Origin of the sequence: Flavobacterium resistens, assembly GCF_900182645.1 — a bacterium.
Taxonomy (GTDB): domain Bacteria; phylum Bacteroidota; class Bacteroidia; order Flavobacteriales; family Flavobacteriaceae; genus Flavobacterium; species Flavobacterium resistens.
Window position 1 is genome coordinate 428,779 of the sequence record NZ_FXTA01000003.1, and the last position, 19,887, is coordinate 448,665.

At 34.1% G+C, this 19,887-nt stretch carries 10 protein-coding genes; 7 read left to right on the forward strand and 3 right to left on the reverse strand.

Going from position 1 to position 19,887, the window contains the following annotated elements; genetic code table 11:
- Positions 1 to 52 precede the first annotated feature (52 nt).
- From FN795_RS13245 to FN795_RS13275, 7 genes are all read left to right on the forward strand, one after another.
- Positions 53 to 3,319, forward strand: a complete 3,267-nt coding sequence (locus tag FN795_RS13245) for a SusC/RagA family TonB-linked outer membrane protein (protein ID WP_142451036.1) — start codon at positions 53 to 55, stop codon at positions 3,317 to 3,319.
- 24 nt (positions 3,320 to 3,343) lie between these two features.
- A complete protein-coding gene (locus FN795_RS13250; protein WP_142451037.1) occupies positions 3,344 to 5,077 on the forward strand; it encodes a RagB/SusD family nutrient uptake outer membrane protein in 1,734 nt (577 codons plus the stop codon).
- 270 nt (positions 5,078 to 5,347) lie between these two features.
- Positions 5,348 to 6,541 carry an exo-beta-N-acetylmuramidase NamZ family protein gene (locus tag FN795_RS13255; protein WP_142451038.1) on the forward strand — a complete coding sequence of 398 codons (1,194 nt, stop codon included), beginning with the start codon at positions 5,348 to 5,350 and terminating at the stop codon, positions 6,539 to 6,541.
- A gap of 124 nt (positions 6,542 to 6,665) precedes the next feature.
- Positions 6,666 to 7,478: an N-acetylmuramic acid 6-phosphate etherase gene (murQ, locus tag FN795_RS13260; RefSeq protein WP_035647460.1), complete on the forward strand. Its 813-nt coding sequence runs from the start codon at positions 6,666 to 6,668 to the stop codon at positions 7,476 to 7,478.
- Positions 7,479 to 7,546: 68 nt separating this feature from the next.
- Positions 7,547 to 9,055: a sodium:solute symporter gene (locus FN795_RS13265; protein ID WP_142451039.1), complete on the forward strand. Its 1,509-nt coding sequence runs from the start codon at positions 7,547 to 7,549 to the stop codon at positions 9,053 to 9,055.
- A 70-nt stretch (positions 9,056 to 9,125) separates the two neighbouring features.
- Positions 9,126 to 12,122, forward strand: a complete 2,997-nt coding sequence (locus tag FN795_RS13270; RefSeq protein WP_142451040.1) for a glycoside hydrolase family 3 N-terminal domain-containing protein — start codon at positions 9,126 to 9,128, stop codon at positions 12,120 to 12,122.
- A 72-nt stretch (positions 12,123 to 12,194) separates the two neighbouring features.
- A complete protein-coding gene (locus FN795_RS13275; protein ID WP_142451041.1) occupies positions 12,195 to 13,466 on the forward strand; it encodes an acyltransferase family protein in 1,272 nt (423 codons plus the stop codon).
- Between the two features lie 79 nt (positions 13,467 to 13,545).
- Here FN795_RS13275 and nagA read toward each other — a convergent pair whose 3' ends face one another.
- The 3 genes from nagA to FN795_RS13290 all read right to left on the reverse strand — a co-directional run bounded on the left by nagA (position 13,546) and on the right by FN795_RS13290 (position 19,883).
- Positions 13,546 to 14,661, reverse strand: a complete 1,116-nt coding sequence (nagA, locus tag FN795_RS13280) for an N-acetylglucosamine-6-phosphate deacetylase (RefSeq protein WP_142451042.1) — start codon at positions 14,659 to 14,661, stop codon at positions 13,546 to 13,548.
- A gap of 215 nt (positions 14,662 to 14,876) precedes the next feature.
- The gene (locus tag FN795_RS13285; RefSeq protein WP_142451043.1) at positions 14,877 to 16,922 is read right to left on the reverse strand and encodes a protein-disulfide reductase DsbD family protein; all 2,046 of its coding nucleotides are present in this window, start codon (positions 16,920 to 16,922) and stop codon (positions 14,877 to 14,879) included.
- Between the two features lie 144 nt (positions 16,923 to 17,066).
- On the reverse strand, positions 17,067 to 19,883 hold the full coding sequence (locus FN795_RS13290; RefSeq protein WP_142451044.1) for a M16 family metallopeptidase: 2,817 nt from the start codon (positions 19,881 to 19,883) through the stop codon (positions 17,067 to 17,069).
- Between the last annotated feature and the right edge of the window lie 4 nt (positions 19,884 to 19,887).

Consider the following 19,887-nt stretch of genomic DNA (forward strand, 5'->3'; position numbering starts at 1 on the left):
GCAATAAATAAATATATTTGCTCAACAACCATTAAAAAAAAACCAGATAATCATGAAAAAATTACTTCTTATTTCATTATTGGTTTTGTTTATTCAAACAGCATTTGGACAAGCAAAAACAATCACTGGAACTGTAAAAAGCAAAACGGACGGAATTCCAATTCCTGGAGTCACTGTCGTTATTCAAGGAACTTCTAATGGCACCACCACCGATTTTGATGGAAACTACACCATCTCAATCGCGCCAGGAAGAACTTTGAGCTTTAGCTACATGGGGTTTGAAACCCAATTAATTAAAATTGAGAATCAGCAAAAATTAAATGTCACTCTTTCGGAAACGACTTCAAAATTAGATGAAGTAGTTGTCGTTGGTTTTGCTTCTCAGAAAAAAACAAACCTAACGGGTGCTGTAGCAAATATCGATGTTGCAAAAACAATCGGAAGCAGACCGTTAACTGATGTCAGCAAAGCATTACAGGGAACTACACCTGGTGTAAATGTTAGTTTTAACTCAGGAAATATTAATCGCGCTGCCAATATCAATATTCGTGGTGCTGGTACTATTAATGGTTCAGATGCTCCTTTAATATTAGTTGATGGAGTTCCGACAGATTTGTCTCTTATCAATCCAAATGATATTGCAACGATGTCTGTACTTAAAGATGCCGCTTCTGCATCAATCTACGGAGCTCGTGCTGCTTTTGGTGTGGTACTTATTACAACTAAAGGTGGAAAAACTGGCGAAGGAAAAGTAAGATTCTCATACAGTGGAAACACCGCTTTTGTTAATACTATTTCTACATTAAAATTTTTAGATCCAACTGATGAGATTCCGGGGTTAATTGCAGCGGGAACACGCACAGATGGCTCTACTCCGGAGATTTTTGGTCAAAACTATAGCACTTTACTTGCAGGAATTAAAAACTGGAAAGAAAAATACGCAAATAATCGTACTAGTCATGAGATGGTTTATGGAGAAGACTGGGAAATTAAAAATGGTACGCCATACTTCTACAGAGTTTGGGACGCAAACAAAGAATTATATGCAAAAGATGCACTTCAAACAACACACAATTTATCTGCACAAGGAAATTTAGGTGATAAGAGTTCTTTCTTTGCTTCATTTGCAATTGCCAACCAAGAAGGTATGTTAAGAGTAAATCAGGAACAAAAACAGCGTATCAATATTAACTTAGGATTTACCACAAAATTAGCTGAATGGCTTACTGGTGATTTCAAAGTAATGTCAATCAACAGTTCTTATGAGCAACCTTTTAACTACTATGGTGGTTCTGGTACTGATGATACTGGTTATGGAGGTTATTTTGGATATGCTCTTCGTTGGGGTCAGTATTTTCCAAATTTTGGAACATACAGAGGATATAATTTCCGTACTGCAGGAGGATATTTATCTAATGCATCAAGAAATGAAAACACTAACCGCAATACTAGATTAAGTGCAAAATTTACGGCTGACATTACTAAAGCATTCAATGTAATTGCTGAAGTAAGCAACGTAACGAACTATTCGAACAGAAAACAAAATGGTGGAAAATTCCAGGCTTGGGATAGCTGGTCTGCGATGCCATATGATGCGACAACAATTCAAACAGCAGTACCTGCAACACTTGAAACAGGAAATGATTTCGTAGGGCAGTCAAAATCAGAATCTGCGACAAACGTTATAAATGTTTATGCGAATTACAAAAAGCAATTGGATAAACATAACTTCAAATTCTTAGGAGGTTTCAACTCTGAGTGGCAAGAATACTCTCGTAATTATGCAAGAAGAAATACTCTTTTAGATAAATCAAAACCAGAATTTAACCTTGCAGTAGGTGAACAATTTGTTTCAGGATCTGCAAATAGCTCTTTAAATCCAGCAGAAACAACGTATTCAATTGCAGGTTTCTTTGGACGTATCAATTACGATTATAACGGAATTTATTTAGTAGAATTAAATGCTCGTTATGATGGTTCTTCAAAATTCCCGACAGACCAACAATGGGGCTTCTTCCCTTCTGCTTCTGTAGGATACAAAATTGTGAATGAGAAATTTATGGAAAGCACTCGTTCTTGGTTAAATGACCTTAAATTACGTGCTTCTATTGGATCAATCGGAAATCAAAACGTAGGAAACAATGCTTTCTTATCTTTATTAAACTCTACAAATCCTTCGTGGATAAATAGCGGCTCTACTCTTCCTCCATCTATGAGTTTACCAACTAACGTTGATCCAGCTTTAACATGGGAAAAAGTGTATACAAAAGATGTAGGTATTGATATTAAAATATTTGACATGCTTGGCGCTTCGTTTGACTGGTACCAACGTGACACAAAAGGAATGTTAGCTCCAGGTATAACACTTCCAGGTTCATTTGGACAGAGTGCTGCACAGACAAACTCAGGAAACATGAGAACAAGAGGATGGGAACTTTCTTTGAACTTTAACAAACAATTAGGCGAAAATGCTTCGGTATTTGTTGATGTTGCTTTATCAGATTATCAATCAGTTGTAACGAAATGGAACAACAGTTCTAAATTATTATCTACTTATTATGATGGTTATGAAATTGGACAAATTTGGGGTCTTACAAGTGACAGACTTCTTCAGGCTGATGACGTAATTACTAATAACGGTAAAACGGTTAATGGTATTGATTATTCTAAAACAATGCTTGGTAATTTTAAATATGGAGCTGGTGATGTTCATTATATCGATACAAATGGAGATGGTTCTATATCACGTGGAGCAGGAACTGCAGATGATCATGGAGATTTAAGCAAAATTGGTAATTCAACTCCTCGTTACAAATACGGAATTACATTAGGTGGTACATATCGTGGATTTGATGTTTCGGCTTTCTTCCAGGGAGTTGGTAAACGTGATTACTGGGCTGCTTCTGATGCTGTTTTACCTTTTTATCGTGCACCACAACAGATGTATGCAAACCAAGCTGATTACTGGACACCAGAAAACACAGATGCCTATTTTCCTAATCCTTATTACGGTAGTGAATCAACAGCATTTGGAGGAAGCACAAATGGTATGAATAACTTTGTAACACAAACAAGATATTTATTAGATATGTCATACTTCCGTCTTAAAAACTTTAGCCTTGGATATTCTTTACCAGCAAATATTGTGAAAAAAGCTGGGTTAGACAAAGTAAGACTTTATACTTCAGGTGAAAACATCGTAACATGGAAAGATAAACGTCTTCCTGTTGACCCTGAAATTGATGAAACTGAAGTTTTCTGGGGAAGAGCTTATCCTTATACTAAAACATGGTCTTTTGGTGTTGAGCTTTCTTTCTAATCCTAATCTTACAAAACTTTTAAAATGAAAAAATCAAATATAAAATCAAGATTTCTGCTTTTATTTGCTGTTGCCGCAACATCAATGACTGCAGTGAGCTGTACAGATTATCTTCAAGATGATCCTGCAGATAAATTTACAAACGACAACTTCTGGCAATCAGAAGATAATGTAAGAACATTTTCATGGCTTAACTATGATACTTTTTATGGCTACGGAAATGGAACCACAATTGGGCTTTCTTTTTTCTACTACCACGGAAGTGATTACAGAGTAGATGACAACTTATCGGCTTTTACTTTTTATCAAATGCCAATTACAGCGGCGACAACTAATACTTATTCTTGGAATGAATATTATACTCTTATTCGTCGTTGCAATTTGATGCTTGAAAAACTACCTACTGTAAATATGTCTCCAGATAAAAAGAACCATTACACTGGTGTGGCTAAATTTTTCAGAGCTTATACTTACTATCGTTTAGTGCAAAAATTTGGTGATGTTCCTTATACAGATAAATATTTAGCACAAGGTGATGCAGAGGTTTATGCTCCGGCAAAACCAAGAGCAGAAATCATGGACAAAGTAATTGCAGAATTACAAGAAGCTGCTGATTTAATGCTTCCTGCTGATGATAAAAATGTTACAGCTAATAAATACACAGCTTATGCTGCTTTAAGCAACGCTTGTCTTTATGAAGGGACTTATAGAAAATACCATTTAGGTCAGGACGGAAGCTCTTACCTAAACAAAGCTAAAGCGGCTTCTTTAGTTATTATGAATAATCCAGCTTATAAATTAAATGCTGACTGGAAAGGTCTTTATAACTCAGTTGAATTGCTTGGAAATACAGAAGTTATTCTTGCAAAACGTTATTTAACAAACGTATTAATGCACTCATTACAAAACTATACGAATACTTCAACAATTCAGTACGGTTTAACAAAATGGGCAGCAGACAGTTATGTAACTACAAACGGACTACCAATTCAGCAAGCTGGAAACAGCCAATATCTTGGCGATAATACAGTTACAAATACTTTTACTAACAGAGATCCTCGTTTTGGTAAAACTGTTAATCCTGCTAATTATGGCTACAAAGGAAAACCTTTTGGAACAACAGCTTTAGTTTCAATGTCTGGATATGTATTTGAATTATACAACAACCCAGCTACTACTGGTCCAGATGTTACAACTGGAGGACGTAATTATACTGATGCTCCATTATTTACACTAAGTGAAGTATATTTAAATTATGCTGAAGCTTGTGCTGAATTAGGAACTGCAACAAATAATGATCTTGATATCTCGATAAACAAAGTTCGTGCTCGTGCCGGAATTGCAACTTTAACTACTAATGGAACTAATGCTTCAGCTGGAGGTGTAGCAATCAATGATCCAAGAAGAACTTCTGCTTTAGAGCAAATTTCAGGTGTTGTTAATCCGTTGATTTGGGAAGTACGTCGTGAGCGTCAAATCGAATTTATGAGCTGGACAACATTAAGACAAGCTGATATTTATCGTTGGAAAAAAGGTGATTATTTAGATACTTCAAAAAATCCTGATGTAAATCTTGGTGCGAGAATTGGAACTCCAGTTGGTTCACAAACTGTTGTCGATGGTAATGGTTATGTGAAAATATACCCGGCAAGTACTAGAAATTTTGAGGCTAAACATTACTTAATGAACATTCCAACGAATGACATTGACTTATACAAAGCCCAGGGAGTTACATTGAAACAAAACCCAGGCTGGTAATTCGGAATTCATAAATAAACTATTTGCCCCTTATAATAAAACTGCCTCTGAATTGAGTTATTTCAGAGGCAGTATTTTAAAAATACTCTTTTTTAAACACATGGTGATAGATAAAAAGAGACCAAATAAAATTTTTAACCTGAATATTCAGGCTATACAAAATTAGTTTTTAGATTTCCCCCAATCTACCTAAAACATCCACATACAACCAAATAATATCTTAATTTTATTTAGTCAATATTTTTGTCTTAACTATTAACTGTATTTAAAATGATAAAATTTATAGCAAAAAGCGCTTTTGTTGCAGCATTTCTATTTTCTATTCCGACTTATTCCTCAGCAATTCAAACTAATAATTCAAAAGAAATCAATGCTGCTGTTATCAAGACCGGGGCTGATAATTACGAAAAATATCTCCCTCTTTTAAAAGATAAAAAAGTTGGAATTGTGACCAATCAAACCGGAATTTTATCCAACAAAACACATGTTGTTGATTTTCTTTTAGAGAAAAAAATTGCTATACAAACTATTTTTGCTCCTGAACACGGATTTAGAGGAACTGCTGATGCTGGTGAACACATTGTTGACGGAAAAGATCCTAAAACCGGCTTGTCAATCATTTCACTTTACGGTGATAACAAAAAGCCAAAACCAGCGCAATTATCAGGAATCGATGTCATGATTTTTGATTTACAGGATGTAGGTGCGCGTTTCTATACTTATATTTCTTCGTTGCATTATGTAATGGAAGCTTGCGCTGAAAACAACGTTCCGCTTATTGTTTTTGACCGACCAAATCCAAATGGTTCTATTGTTGACGGTCCGCTTTTAGAAAAAGAATTTACAAGTTTTGTGGGGATGCACCCTATTCCATTATTACACGGAATGACAATTGGTGAATATGCACAAATGGTAAACGGCGAAAAATGGCTGAAAGATGGTGCTCAATGCAAATTGACCATTATTCCATGTTTGGATTATAAACGTACAATGCCTTACAGCTTATTGGTAAAGCCATCTCCAAATTTGCCAAACGACCAATCAATCAATCTTTATGCAAGTTTATGTCTTTTTGAAGGAACAAATGTAAGTGTTGGCCGAGGTACTGAAACGCAATTTCAAATTTACGGTTCTCCTTATTTAAGCAAAACGAATTTCACTTTTACACCTAAACCTAATTTTGGTGCGAAAGATCCTTTATACAATGGAAAAGAATGTTTTGGCGAAGACCTGACTTCTTATCCAAAATTAAAACAGCTTGAGCTAAAATGGCTCATTAAAGCGTATCAAAATACGAGTGATAAAACAAAATTCTTTAATGCTTTTTTTACCAAATTGGCTGGAACAAAAAAATTACAACAGCAAATTGAAACTGGCATTTCTGAAACTGAAATCAGAAAAAGTTGGAAAAAAGACTTGGAAACTTTCAAAAAAATGCGAGTAAAATACCTTATTTACAAATAAGTTTTTATCCCATAATCTCCTCAAAAAAATAAAACTATTTCTCTATAAATAGAGATCATTAATGTAAAATATCGAAGCTAATTATTCGAAGAATTTTGGCTTCAAAAATCAAAAAAAAAGAAAAATGAAAAATAAAAATCCTGAAACTGAACAAGAATCTCTGTACAAAGATTTGGATCAAATGAGCGTGAAAGAACTTCTTACTAACATTAATACAGAAGATAAAAAAGTACCACATATTATTGAGGAGCAAATCCCTAAAATTGAAAAACTGGTTAAGGCGATTGTCAAAAAAATGCAATTAGGTGGGCGATTATTTTATATCGGAGCAGGAACTTCAGGACGAATTGGGATTTTAGATGCATCAGAATGCCCGCCTACATTTGGCGTTCCGCATGACATGATTATCGGGATTATTGCCGGAGGAGATACAGCTATCAGAAAAGCGGTTGAAAATGCTGAAGATGATACCGAACAAGCCTGGAAAGATTTGGCCAAATATGAAATCTCAAGTTTAGATTTTATTATTGGAATTGCGGCTTCTGGAAATACGCCTTATGTTTTAGGAGCTTTGAAAAAAGCAAAAGAACACAATGTCAAAACAGGAAGTATTTCCTGCATTAGCAACGGACTTATTGCTCAGGAAGCAGATTATCCAATTGAATTGATTGTCGGACCAGAATTTTTAACTGGAAGCACTAGAATGAAATCAGGAACAGCACAAAAACTGACACTAAATATGATCTCAACTTCGGTGATGATTAAATTAGGAAAAGTAAAAGGCAACAAAATGGTTGATATGCAGCTTTCTAACGAAAAACTGGTAAAACGCGCTATCAAAATGATTATAGAAGAACTTGGAATTGAATATGATTTAGCCGAAGAATTACTTCATAAGCATAAAAGCGTAAGAGCGGTTTTACAGGCTCAAAAATAAAATCAGCAAAACCAAAACTATTTAAAATCTTTTATAGTTTTATAAAAGAATCAAAAACCAAAAATAAAATGACACCAAGTACCATTCTTATCCTTATTATCGTTTATTTCGGAACATTATTTTATATCTCACACAGAGTTAGTAAGAAAGACAGTGGAAACGATGCTTTTTTTACAGCCAATAAAAATTCGAAATGGTATTTAGTAGCCTTCGGAATGATTGGAACTGCACTTTCCGGAGTGACTTTTATATCGGTTCCTGGCGAAGTTGGTGCTGCAAGTGGTGAACAATTCAAATATTTTCAGTTTGTTTTAGGTAATGCACTAGGTTTCATTGTTATTACAAAATTATTATTGCCTTTGTATTACAGAATGAATCTGACTTCTATTTATGGCTATATTGAGCACCGAATGGGCGTTTTCAGTTATAAAACAGCAGCTTCTATTTTCTTAATCAGTAGAACTATTAGCTCAGCGTTCCGACTTTATTTGGTAGTGATTGTTTTGCAGCGTTTTGTTTTTGATTTCTATCACATTCCGTTTGCTTTCACGGTTTTGATTTCGCTGTTACTTATTTTCTCTTATACTTACAGAGGTGGTTTAAAAACCATTATTATTACAGATACTTTGCAGACTTTCTTTTTAGTAACTTCAGTTTTCCTTACTATTTATTTTATCTGTGACCGAATGGATTTGAGTGCCATCAGCGCTTTTGAAGAAGTAAAAAACAGTAATTATTCGAAGATCTTTTTCTTTGATGATTTTATGGGAAGTAAATTCCATTTCATAAAACAAATTTTAGGTGGAATGTTTGTTACAATTGCAATGACAGGTCTGGATCAGGATTTAATGCAAAAAAACCTGAGCTGTAAAAACATCGGCGAAGCACAAAAAAATATGTTCACTTTTACAGGAATATTTGTTGTTATCAATATTTTCTTTTTGAGTGTTGGCGCATTGTTATACATTTATGCGAATAAAAATGGAATCGCAATTCCAACTGATTTGGTGACAGGAAAACCAAGAACCGATTTATTATTTCCTGAAATTGCCTTAAATCATTTAGCACTAATTCCTGCAATTGTCTTTTTATTGGGAATTATTGCTGCCACTTTTGCCACTACAGATTCGGCTTTAACAGCCTTGACGACTTCTTTTTGCGTGGACTTTTTAGGAATGAACAAAGCAGAAAACAATCATAAGAAAAACACAGTAAAAATTAGACATTTAGTTCATATTAGTTTTTCGATTTTAATCTTTTTTATCATTTTGATTTTTAATTCGATAAATGACAGTTCTGTTGTTGGAATGATTTTTAAAGTAGCGTCTTATACTTATGGTCCATTGTTAGGATTATACGCTTTTGGTTTATTCCAAAAAACAAGAAATGTCAACGACAAACTGGTTCCGATAATTTGTTTATTGTCTCCATTTTTCACGTATTTAATTAATGAGAATTCGAAAACATTATTTGGAGGATATGTTTTTGACAATGAATTAATCGTTCTAAACGGACTAATTACCTATTTAGGATTGTATTTTACAAGTTCAAGAAGTACTACCAGAATAAGTTTCTAAACAGCATACGAATTACCAGAATAATCAATTGAAAACTAAGTTTAAATTCAATTGTTTCAAAAAAAATTACATGAAAAATTCAATCTTAAAAATAAGTCTATACGCCGCTTTTATTTTTTTAATTACCAATTGTGCTTCCAAAAAAAACACGAATACAATTGATGCAAAAAAAAATATTTCCTTAAAAGATACCGTTGTGTATGATCAAAAAAAAGAAAGCGAGAAAAAGACTTTTTTCAAAGATTCCGATAAAGAAACGGCTTGGGTTGACAGCATTTACAATAAAATGTCGGTTCAGGAAAAAATCGGGCAATTGTTTATGGTTTCGGCTTATTCCAATAAAGATTCCGTTCATGTTAATCAGATCAATAAATTAGTTACCGATTATAAAGTTGGAGGTGTTATCTTTTTTCAGGGCGGGCCAGTTCGTCAGGCAAAATTGACCAATTTATATCAGTCAAAAGCAAAAGTTCCTTTGTTTGTTGGAATTGATGCCGAATGGGGATTAGCCATGCGTTTAGATTCTACATATCGTTATCCTTGGAACATGACTTTGGGCGCGATTCAGGATTTGAGCTTAATTGAAAAAGTGGGGAAAAATATGGCAGCCGAAAATAAACGAATTGGCGTTCATTTTAATTTTGCCCCAGTTTTGGATATTAATACAAATCCTAAAAACCCTATTATTGGAAATCGTTCTTTTGGAGAAGATAAAGTGAATGTAAGTGAAAAAGCGATTGCTTTAATGAAGGGAATTCAAGGAAATGGTGTTTTCTGTACTGGAAAACATTTCCCTGGACACGGCGACACTTCTACCGATTCGCATCACGCATTGCCTACCGTTAATTTTTCTAAAGAACGTCTTGATTTAGTGGAGTTATATCCATACAAAAAAATGTTCAATGAAGGTTTGGTTTCTGTCATGGTTGCGCATCTTAATATTCCGAGTTTAGAATCACAGCCAAATTGTCCTTCTTCGGCTTCATATAACGTCGTTACAAATCTGCTTCAAAAAGAATTAGGTTTCGATGGATTGATTTTTACTGATGGTTTAGGAATGAAAGGTGCTGCCAATTTTAAAGGTCCGGGAGACTTGGAAATAGCCGTGATTTTAGCCGGAAATGATATTTTGCTTTGTCCTGATAATGTTCCAGTTGCTTTTCAAAAACTGGAAACCGCTTACAATGAAAAAGTAATTACAGAAGAACGTTTGGCGCATTCTGTAAAAAAGATTTTGCATTACAAATACAAAGCAGGATTAAATAAATACAAGCCAATTGATATGGCGAATATTTACAACGATCTAAATCCTTCTGCTAATGATGCTTTACATTATAAATTGTATGAAAATGCAATTACGGTTTTAAAGAATGATAAAGAAATACTTCCGATAAAAGATTTAAGCGAAAAAATTGCTTACATAAAACTTGGTGAAGACACGAACAGCACTTTTGTTTCTACCTTAAAAAAATATACCGAAATCACAGAAGTTAAAGACACCAATCTTGACAGTCTGAACAAGGAATTGAAAAAATTTGACAAGGTTATTATCAGTTACCACAAAGTGAACAAACCCTGGGAAAAACAAGAATTTACTTTAACAGAACTGCTTTGGCTGAAAGAAGTTGCAAAACACAATAAAGTAATTTTAGACATTTTCGCAAAACCATATTCACTTCTGTCAATTGATAATTTTGAGGATATTGAAGGATTGGTGGTTTCCTATCAAAACTCAGATATCAGTCAGGTAGTTTCTGCAGAATTGCTTTTTGGAGCGATTGATGCGAAAGGTAAACTTCCCGTTTCTATTAATAATGCTTTCCATGTCAATGATGGTTTAACTACCGAAAAACTAAATCGTCTTGCTTTTACAGCTCCGGAAAATGTCGATATGAATCCTGCGATTTTATCCAAAATAGATGCTGTTGCACAAAAAGCAATTGATGGAAAAATGGCGCCGGGAATGCAGGTTTTGGTTGCAAGAAAAGGAAATGTGATTTTTCAGAAATCGTATGGAGCGCAGACTTACGATAACGGAAAAAAAGTAACCAATTCTGATTTATATGATGTCGCTTCGATTTCAAAAATGATTTCAACATTGCCAAATGTGATGCAATTGTATGATAAAAGCAAAGTAACGCTAGACACGAAACTAAAAGATATGTTGCCTTTTTTTGCCAAAACCAACAAAGAAAATATCATTTTCAAAGATTTGCTAAATCATTACGCAGGACTTCAGGCATGGATTCCGTTTTACAAAGCAACTTTAGACAATAACAATCAGCCTTCTGACAAATACTATCGAAAAATAGCCGAAAACGGTTTTACAACAAAAGTTGCCGACAATCTTTATATTCGAAATGATTATCACGATACGATTATGAAAATCATTGCTCAAAGTCCGGTATCACAAAAAAAGGAATACAAATACAGCGACTTTACTTTTATCATTTTAAAAGAATATTTAGAACGAAAAACGCATAAAAAACTGGAAGATTTAAGCAAAGAAAATTTCTACAGCACATTAGGAATGACGAATACGCTTTACAATCCGCTGGATAAATTTGATAAAAGCAATATTGCTCCAACCGAAATTGATAATTATTTCAGACATCAGGCAATTCAAGGTTATGTGCACGATATGGCAGCCGCGATGGAAGGCGGAATAGCGGGTCACGCCGGAATTTTTTCAAACAGTATGGACGTTGCCAAAATGATGCAGCTGTTTTTGCAAAAAGGAAATTACGGAGGTATTCAATATTTTTCTCCACAAACTTTTGATACTTTCAATACTTGTTATTATAAAAATCAAGGCGTTCTGAGAGGTTTAGGATTTGACAAAAGAGTACACAAAGGCGGACCAACTTGCAACTGCGTTTCTGAAGCAAGTTTTGGACATACAGGTTTTACAGGAAACATGGCCTGGGCAGATCCTGAAACCGAAATTGTCTATGTATTTCTTTCCAACAGAACTTATCCAGAAGTAGTTAACGACGAAAATAAATTAGCCAAAGGAAATATCAGAGAAGACATTCAAAAAATAATCCAAGAAGCGATGATAAAATAACTCAAAAATCTTTCTTCTTGCATCTTGCCTCTTTTTTCTAAAAAAAAAACTAACCACAAAAAACAAAACCCAATGACCAAAGAACGTTTAACCTCACTAGATGTATTTAGAGGATTTACCATCTTCTTAATGACAATTGTAAATAATCCCGGAAGCTGGTCTTCTATCTATCCACCTTTAGAACATGCCGAATGGAATGGCTGTACGCCTACCGATTTAGTTTTTCCGTTTTTCGTTTTCATAATGGGAACTGCAATTCCGTTTGCAATGCCAGTAAAACATTTTGATGGAAGTGTTTTTAATAAAATCTTAGTCCGTTCGCTTCGAATTTTTTGTTTGGGATTATTTTTAAGTGTCTTCAGCAGAATACATTTATTTGGTTTAGAAGGAATTCCGTTATTGGGAGTACGATTGATTATAGCTTTTGCAGTTGCTTATGCCCTTTTAGGAAATTTTTCCATGAAAGTCAAAACGTATCTTGCTGTAGGAATCTTTTTGATCTTGATTACATTATCATTTAGCGGTCTTGAACATTTTGAAGATACCCGAATTCCAGGCGTTTTACAGCGAATTGCAATTGTGTATTTCTTTACTTCGATTTTGTATTTAAAGACCAATTTAAAAACACAACTTCTAGTTTTAGCGACGCTCTTAATTGGATATTGGCTATTGATGGCTTTTGTACCTGTTCCAGGATTTGGTCCTGCTAATTTTGAAAAAGGAACAAATCTAGCAGCTTGGATTGACGATACACTTTTAAACGGACATTTATGGGCATCTTCTAAAACGTGGGATCCTGAAGGAATCTTAAGCACATTACCAGCAATTGGAACTGGAATTTTAGGAATGTACATTGGTCAGCTTTTAAACTTATCAATCGATAAAATTGAAATTGTCAAAAAAACAGCCATCACAGGAATTGTTTTATTAATTGGAGGTTTACTTTGGAATATTATTTTCCCGATTAACAAATCACTTTGGACAAGTTCCTATGTTTTGTATACTGCAGGAATAGCTACCATTTTATTGACGCTTTTATATTTTATAATTGATGTAAAAGGTTATAATAAATGGACCAAACTATTTTTAATTTGGGGTGTAAATCCAATGATTGTATTTTTCTTTTCTGGAATAATCCCGAGGGTTTTAAGCGCCATAAAAGTTGCTGATCCTGAAATCGCTGGAGAAGAAATCAGCTTTCAAACTTCAATATACAAACACGGAATTGCTACTTGGTTTGAAAATCCATTAAACGCTTCCTTAGCTTATGCTTTATTATACGCGGCTTTCTGGTGTTTTATTTTGTGGATTTTCTATAAAAAGAAATTGATTTTTAAAGTGTAATTCTATTTTAATTAGAACAAAATTTTATTCGCATCACTGCTATTTTTAAGTCAATGATGCGAATATTTTTTTTGTCGCTTTAGAAATTAAGAACTTCAATTTCACTTAAATCTGCAGAAAACTGCACGAAACTCGCAGGAAATCCAGCCTTAATTTTTCCGATTTTATTTTCCATTCCAATTGCTGAAGCCACTCTGGTATTCGCCATTTTTATTGCTTCATCTGCTGAAACATTCAAATGATTATAAGCATTTTGTACCGCTTCTTTCATCGAAATTGTAGCGCCTGCCAAATTTCCATCTTCATTTCTGTAAAAACCATTTTCTAAATGCGCATCAAAATTATCCCATTTAAAATTAGCTACTTTTCGTCCTAAAAATGTCGCATCGCTTATTAAAAAGAATTTTTCTTGCTTTAATTTATAAGCCACTTTTGCTGCTGCATAATCACAATGTGCTCCGTCTAAAATAATAGGCGCATACACTTTTTCGTTTTCAAAAACTGCCCCAACCAAACCCGGTTCACGATGCCCAAATTGTGTCATCGCATTAAATAAATGCGTTACCAGATTTATACCTTTCGAAAAATAAAATTGCGCTTCTTTATGAGTTATTGTAGAATGTCCAACTGAAATGATAATACCACTATCTAATAACATTTTCAGTTGTTCTTCTGTAAAACACTCGGGAGCAATTGTAATAACTTTTATAATATCTTTTCCGTGTTTGATAATTTCTTCAAGTTCTTCATTCGTTGGTTTTCGAACCTGATCAATACTGTGCGCGCCACGTTTTAACGGGTTTAAAAATGGGCCTTCCAAATGCATTCCCAAAACTCCATTATTGTATTTTGCTTTATAATCACGTATCGCATCAATTCCTTTTAAGATTGTTTCTTTTGAAGACGAAATTAAACACGGTAAAACATGCGTTGTTCCAAATTTCAAACTGGAATCATAAATATCCTGAATGGTTTCTTCATTAGGCGTTTGGCTAAAATAATATTGCTCTCCGCCGTTAATCTGAATGTCAATAAAACCTGCTGCAATATGATTTCCTTTAAGATCAATTTGTTTTATATCGTTTGGAATTTCCTTTTGTATTGAAATGATTTTTCCGTTTTCAATAACAATTACACCATTTTCAATTATTTCTTCACCTGTATGCACTACAGCATTTACAATCGCCTGTTTCATGATTTTTGTTCGCTCTTTTTCTTTCAAAATTAAAGAGTAAGATCGGATAAATTATCCACATTCACGTTATATTTTAGTGGATTTTTAAAAAATATGAAACAATAAATTGGCCGTCAAAAAGAGAATATAAAATCTCGAATTTGCACAAAAAAAACGGAATAGCAGTTTAGCTATTCCGTTTTTACAATTTAACCTTGGGTAACAATAAATAAAAATTAATTAAAACTATTTTTAAAATTACAAATGCCACTTTGGAGCCAATTCAGATAATCATCGATATCTGGATTATATGCCGAAGTTTCATTTAGTGCTTCGCCTTCGTTATTTACCAATACGTAAAAAGGCTGAGCATTTGTTTTGTATTTAATGGTTTGGAATTCACTCCATTTTTGTCCAATATATTTAATTTTTCTGCCTGTCAATTTCGACACAACCTGTTCGTTTTTAGGCAATTCTCTTTTATCATCAACATATAAAGAAATTAAGACAAGATCATCTTTCAAAACCTTAAGGACTTTTTTGTCAGACCAGACATTATCTTCCATTTTTCGGCAATTCACACAGGCATGTCCGGTAAAATCAATCATGACTGGTTTTCGCATTTTTTTGGCGTATGCCATTCCTAAATCATAATCGGTAAAAGCAATAATATTGTGTGGACCAAATTCTGCTCCGGCTGGCAATTTTGATGGCAATTCATCGGAATTAGTTCCTAAGCCATTCGGAATTTCACTGTAATTCAACGGTGGCGGAAAACCGCTGATTAATTTCAAAGGCGCACCCCAAATACCTGGAATCAAATAAATTGTAAAAGATAAAACGACGATTCCAAGACTTAATCTCCCAACGCTGATATGCGATAAAGGACTATCATGCGGCAATTGTATTTTTCCTAATAAATAAAGACTCAGCACTGCAAAAATCGCAATCCAAATCGCTAAAAAAGTTTCCCTTTCCAGCCAATGCAATTGCAGCACCAAATCGGCATTGGACAAAAATTTAAAAGCCAAAGCCAATTCTAAAAATCCTAAAAATACTTTTACCGAATTTAGCCATCCACCTGATTTTGGCAACGAATTCAGCCAGCCCGGAAAAGCCGCAAATAAGGTAAACGGCAAAGCCAAAGCCAGAGAAAAACCAAACATCCCCATAAAAGGTGCAATTCCTCCTCTTGAAGCAGCTTCCACCAATAGTGTCCCAACAATTGGACCTGTGCATGAAAACGAAACAATTGCTAAAGCCAAAGCCATAAATAATATTCCGATAATCCCGCCTCTGTCTGCCTGACTGTCTACTTTATTGGCTAATGAATTGGGAAGCATAATTTCAAATGCACCCAAAAATGACATTGCAAAAACAATTAAAAGGACGAAGAAAATCAGGTTAAACCAAACATTTGTCGAAAGCGCATTCAGCGAATCGGCACCAAAAGCCCAAGTTACAACAGCTCCTAGAAAAATATAAATCGTAATGATAAAAATACCGTAAAAAATAGCTTTTCTAATTCCCTGCGATTTGCTTTTGCTTTGTTTGGTAAAAAAACTTACCGTCATAGGAATCATCGGGAAAACACATGGCGTAAGCAAAGCAGCAAAACCAGAGAAAAATGACAATATAAAAATTGTCCATAAACTATCTAATTCGGCTTTATTCAGCTTTTTGTGAACAACTGGTTTTGTTGGTAAAACTGTCTTTTCCTGAACCGGAATTTCGGCTTTAACTTCTGCCAATAATGAATCTGTTTTTATTTCTTCAACAACTTCAACAGGAGCAATTTCTTTTACAATTGCGGCATTGGCACTGATCGTTGCGTTTACATCAAACTCAAGTTCATCATAACTCGGCGGAAGGCAATTTTCATCATTGCAAACCATATATTCAACCTCCGTTTTGATTTTAAAAGACTTTTTTCCAATGTTTTTTATACGTTGTCTAAATGTCGTTTCTTTTTCAAAAAACTTAATTGACATTTTGAAAACAGGATCATTTATGGTTTTTCCTTTCTCTTCTCTTACATTTCCAATCAATTGAAAATCTGGAGTTTTAGTAAAAACAAAATGCGTTGGAATTGGGCCTCCATCAGAAACTTCCTGGCTGTATAAATGCCAGCCTGTGTCTAAAGTTGCTTTTGCCTGCAATTCATATTCAGTATCTGAAATCTTTTCGACACTGGTTTTCCACTTAATGGGAGTATAAATTTGAGCCTTTACCATTATTGTAAACAACAACAGCAAACTCACTAAAAATATGTTCTTGTTCATGGGTAAAATTTTAGAAAAGAGGGCTGAATAGCAAAAAACAACCCTCTCGTAAAATCCGATATTACAACTAATAATGCTTACTAATTCAAAATATCAATTGATTACGGAAGTACAAATTAAATTCTGGCTAAAATAGGTGTCAGATTATTTTAATGGCTTGAAAACAACTTCCATAGCATCTGCTTTATCTAAAACTGAAACTGCAAATTCCTGAATATCTTTTGCAGTAATGCTTTTTACAATATCCACATAATTTTTAGGATCGTTCATATTGTAATCGTTCTCAAAATAATTATAAATCAAGTTCATGCTGTAACTATTGAAGTTTTTGCTGTCTTCTCTTGATTTCAAATAATTTGTTCTTGTTTTCTCGATATCTTCAGCAGCGATTTCTCCTTTTTTAATTTTATCAATTTCCTGATAAACAATTGGCAATAAATGCTCTACTTTATCAGCATCACAATCAAAATTAATTTGAATGTTTACTTTTGAAATCGGAAGTTTATCAATGCCTGCTTTTACGCCCGCACCATAAGTTCCGCCCTCTTTTTCACGAAGACTTTCCGTATAACGCAACGTCAGAATATCACCTAAATATGACGCTAAGATTCTGTTTTTTTGAGTAAAAGCACAATCTTTTAAAAATGCGATACGAACCGAGCTTTTTGGTGTTTCCATTTTAATGAAAATATCGCGATCAATTTTATTCGAAACCCATTTTGGAACGTTTGTTTTAAACTTTTCCTTGCGTTTAATTCCGTTTATACTCGCAATATATTTTTCCAATAAAGGTTTCAGAACTTCTGGCGAAATATCTCCAACAATATAAAATTCAAAATTTGAAACATCTGCAAAACGATCTTGGTAGAATGATTTCATTTTATCAAAAGACAAATCATCAATATATTTTTGGTTGAATGGCAGCACTCTTGGATTATTTTTTCCATAAACCACAGCTGATAAACTGTCTTCCATTTTTGCATTAATGTCATTTGCTCTGTTTTTCAACGAATTTTCCAATCGTTGTTTTAAAAGCGCATACATCTGATTATCAAATCTTGGCTGAACAAAACGCAAATGAACCAATTGCATCATCGTTTCTATATCTTTTACATTTGCAGAACCCGAAACTGTTTCTTTAAGCGAACTGATGCTTACTGAAGAATTAGCAATTTTTCCTTTTAAAACTTTTTCCAAATCAACATTTGAAAGTTCTCCAACTCCAGACATCATTGCCAATACCGTAGCACGACCAATTGATGGAAGATCTTGTGGCTCATACAATGAAGTCCCGCCAAAACTTTCTGCTTTAAGTTCTACCTCTTTTTTGTTTTTATCAGCAAATTTATAGTGCACTTTTACGCCATTGCTCAATACAAAAGTTGTCGCATCAATTGCAGTTTCTTTTTTTTCTGAAACAATTTTTCCCGAATTGATTTTCAGATTTCCTAAAAGTGTTTTCCCTTCAAAAGTATCAACATATGGCTGCAATGACGCATCATTTTCAGCTTTCTGAATAATATCAAAAGCTTTTTCCTGGCTTAGATTTTCTTCACCTTCTACTCCTGTTACGGTGATAACACGATTTTGTTTTGTGTATAATTTGGCAATTTGATCTTGCAGAATTTTGCTATCCAGACTTTTCAAAATGCTTTTCGTCATTTCAAATTCTACTTTCGGGTCTGCAATTATTTCATGATCCAAATAATCGTCTTTCACCATTTCGATTACTTGTTTATGCGAAATCTCATTTAATTTTTCTAAATAATTTTCGTAACCCGAAATAGTTTCCGTAACGGCTCTTTCAATTTCTCCTTTTGAAAAACCAAATTTATACGCTCGAACCCATTCGTTCATAACAGCTGCGAAAGCTTCGGCTTGTTTTTCAGGTTTTGGCGAAACATTTAGAATCCATATATCGTTCAAACGTGAATAGTTTTGATAGCCAATTTGTGCACTTTTAAACGGACATTCTTGTTTCTGAGCCAATTCAGCCAAACGATTATTTAAAATTGAAAAAGCAATACTTTTTTCTGTAGATTTTTCTAAATCGACGAAAGTTCCGGTTGGTTTTTCAGCTGTATGACGAATCATAAAACTGATATTAGAAGCCGAAATTTCTTTATCCAAAGCCAATTTGAAAGTTGGTTCTTCTTTCTCAGGAATTGCAATTTCAAAACGTTGTTTAGGATTTTGAGGCGTCGGAATATCAGCAAAAAGTTTTTTGATTTTCGCCTCAATTTCATCTGAATTAATATCTCCAACAATAGCAATCGCCTGCAAATCCGGGCGATACCAATCTTTATAAAAATCTTTTAAAACTTGATATTTGAAGTTTTTAACGATTTCCATATCGCCAATCGGCATGCGGTCTGCATAAAGCGAATTATTGTAATAATAAGGCGCCAATTGATTGTAAATTCTTGCTCGGGCATTTTGTCTTGTACGCCATTCTTCGGTAATTACGCCACGTTCAGCATCGATTTCTTCATTTGTCAGAGACAAAAAATTTGACCAATCGTGCAAAACCAGCAAACATGTATCGACAACGCTTCCATCTTTTGACGGAATATTATCTAAATTGTAAACTGTTTCGTCTGTGCTAGTATACGCATTGATATTTTTCCCAAAAACGGCTCCTTGTTTTTGAAGCGTATTCAGAATTCCTTTTCCTTCAAAATGTTTGGTTCCATTGAAAGCCATATGTTCTAGAAAATGCGCCAAACCTTTCTGTTGGTCGTTTTCTAAAATCGAACCTACATTTTGAATAATGTAATAACTCGCCGTATTTTTATTTACATCAGTTGGATAAATGTAATACGTCATTCCGTTTGGAAGAACACCTTTTTTGATTTTTTGGTTGACCGCAATTGGGTCTGTTGCTTTAAAATTCTGCGCTTTCGCGGATGAAAAACATCCAACGATGAATAATAAAATTGATATTTTTTTGCTGTACTTCATAAAG

Coding starts and splice junctions, on each gene's coding strand:
- FN795_RS13245 (WP_142451036.1), top strand. CDS start 53: ATGAAAAAATTACTTCTTATTTCATTATTGGTTTTGTTTATTCAAACA.
- FN795_RS13250 (WP_142451037.1), top strand. CDS start 3,344: ATGAAAAAATCAAATATAAAATCAAGATTTCTGCTTTTATTTGCTGTT.
- FN795_RS13255 (WP_142451038.1), top strand. CDS start 5,348: ATGATAAAATTTATAGCAAAAAGCGCTTTTGTTGCAGCATTTCTATTT.
- murQ (WP_035647460.1), top strand. CDS start 6,666: ATGAAAAATAAAAATCCTGAAACTGAACAAGAATCTCTGTACAAAGAT.
- FN795_RS13265 (WP_142451039.1), top strand. CDS start 7,547: ATGACACCAAGTACCATTCTTATCCTTATTATCGTTTATTTCGGAACA.
- FN795_RS13270 (WP_142451040.1), top strand. CDS start 9,126: ATGAAAAATTCAATCTTAAAAATAAGTCTATACGCCGCTTTTATTTTT.
- FN795_RS13275 (WP_142451041.1), top strand. CDS start 12,195: ATGACCAAAGAACGTTTAACCTCACTAGATGTATTTAGAGGATTTACC.
- nagA (WP_142451042.1), bottom strand. CDS start 14,661: ATGAAACAGGCGATTGTAAATGCTGTAGTGCATACAGGTGAAGAAATA.
- FN795_RS13285 (WP_142451043.1), bottom strand. CDS start 16,922: ATGAACAAGAACATATTTTTAGTGAGTTTGCTGTTGTTGTTTACAATA.
- FN795_RS13290 (WP_142451044.1), bottom strand. CDS start 19,883: ATGAAGTACAGCAAAAAAATATCAATTTTATTATTCATCGTTGGATGT.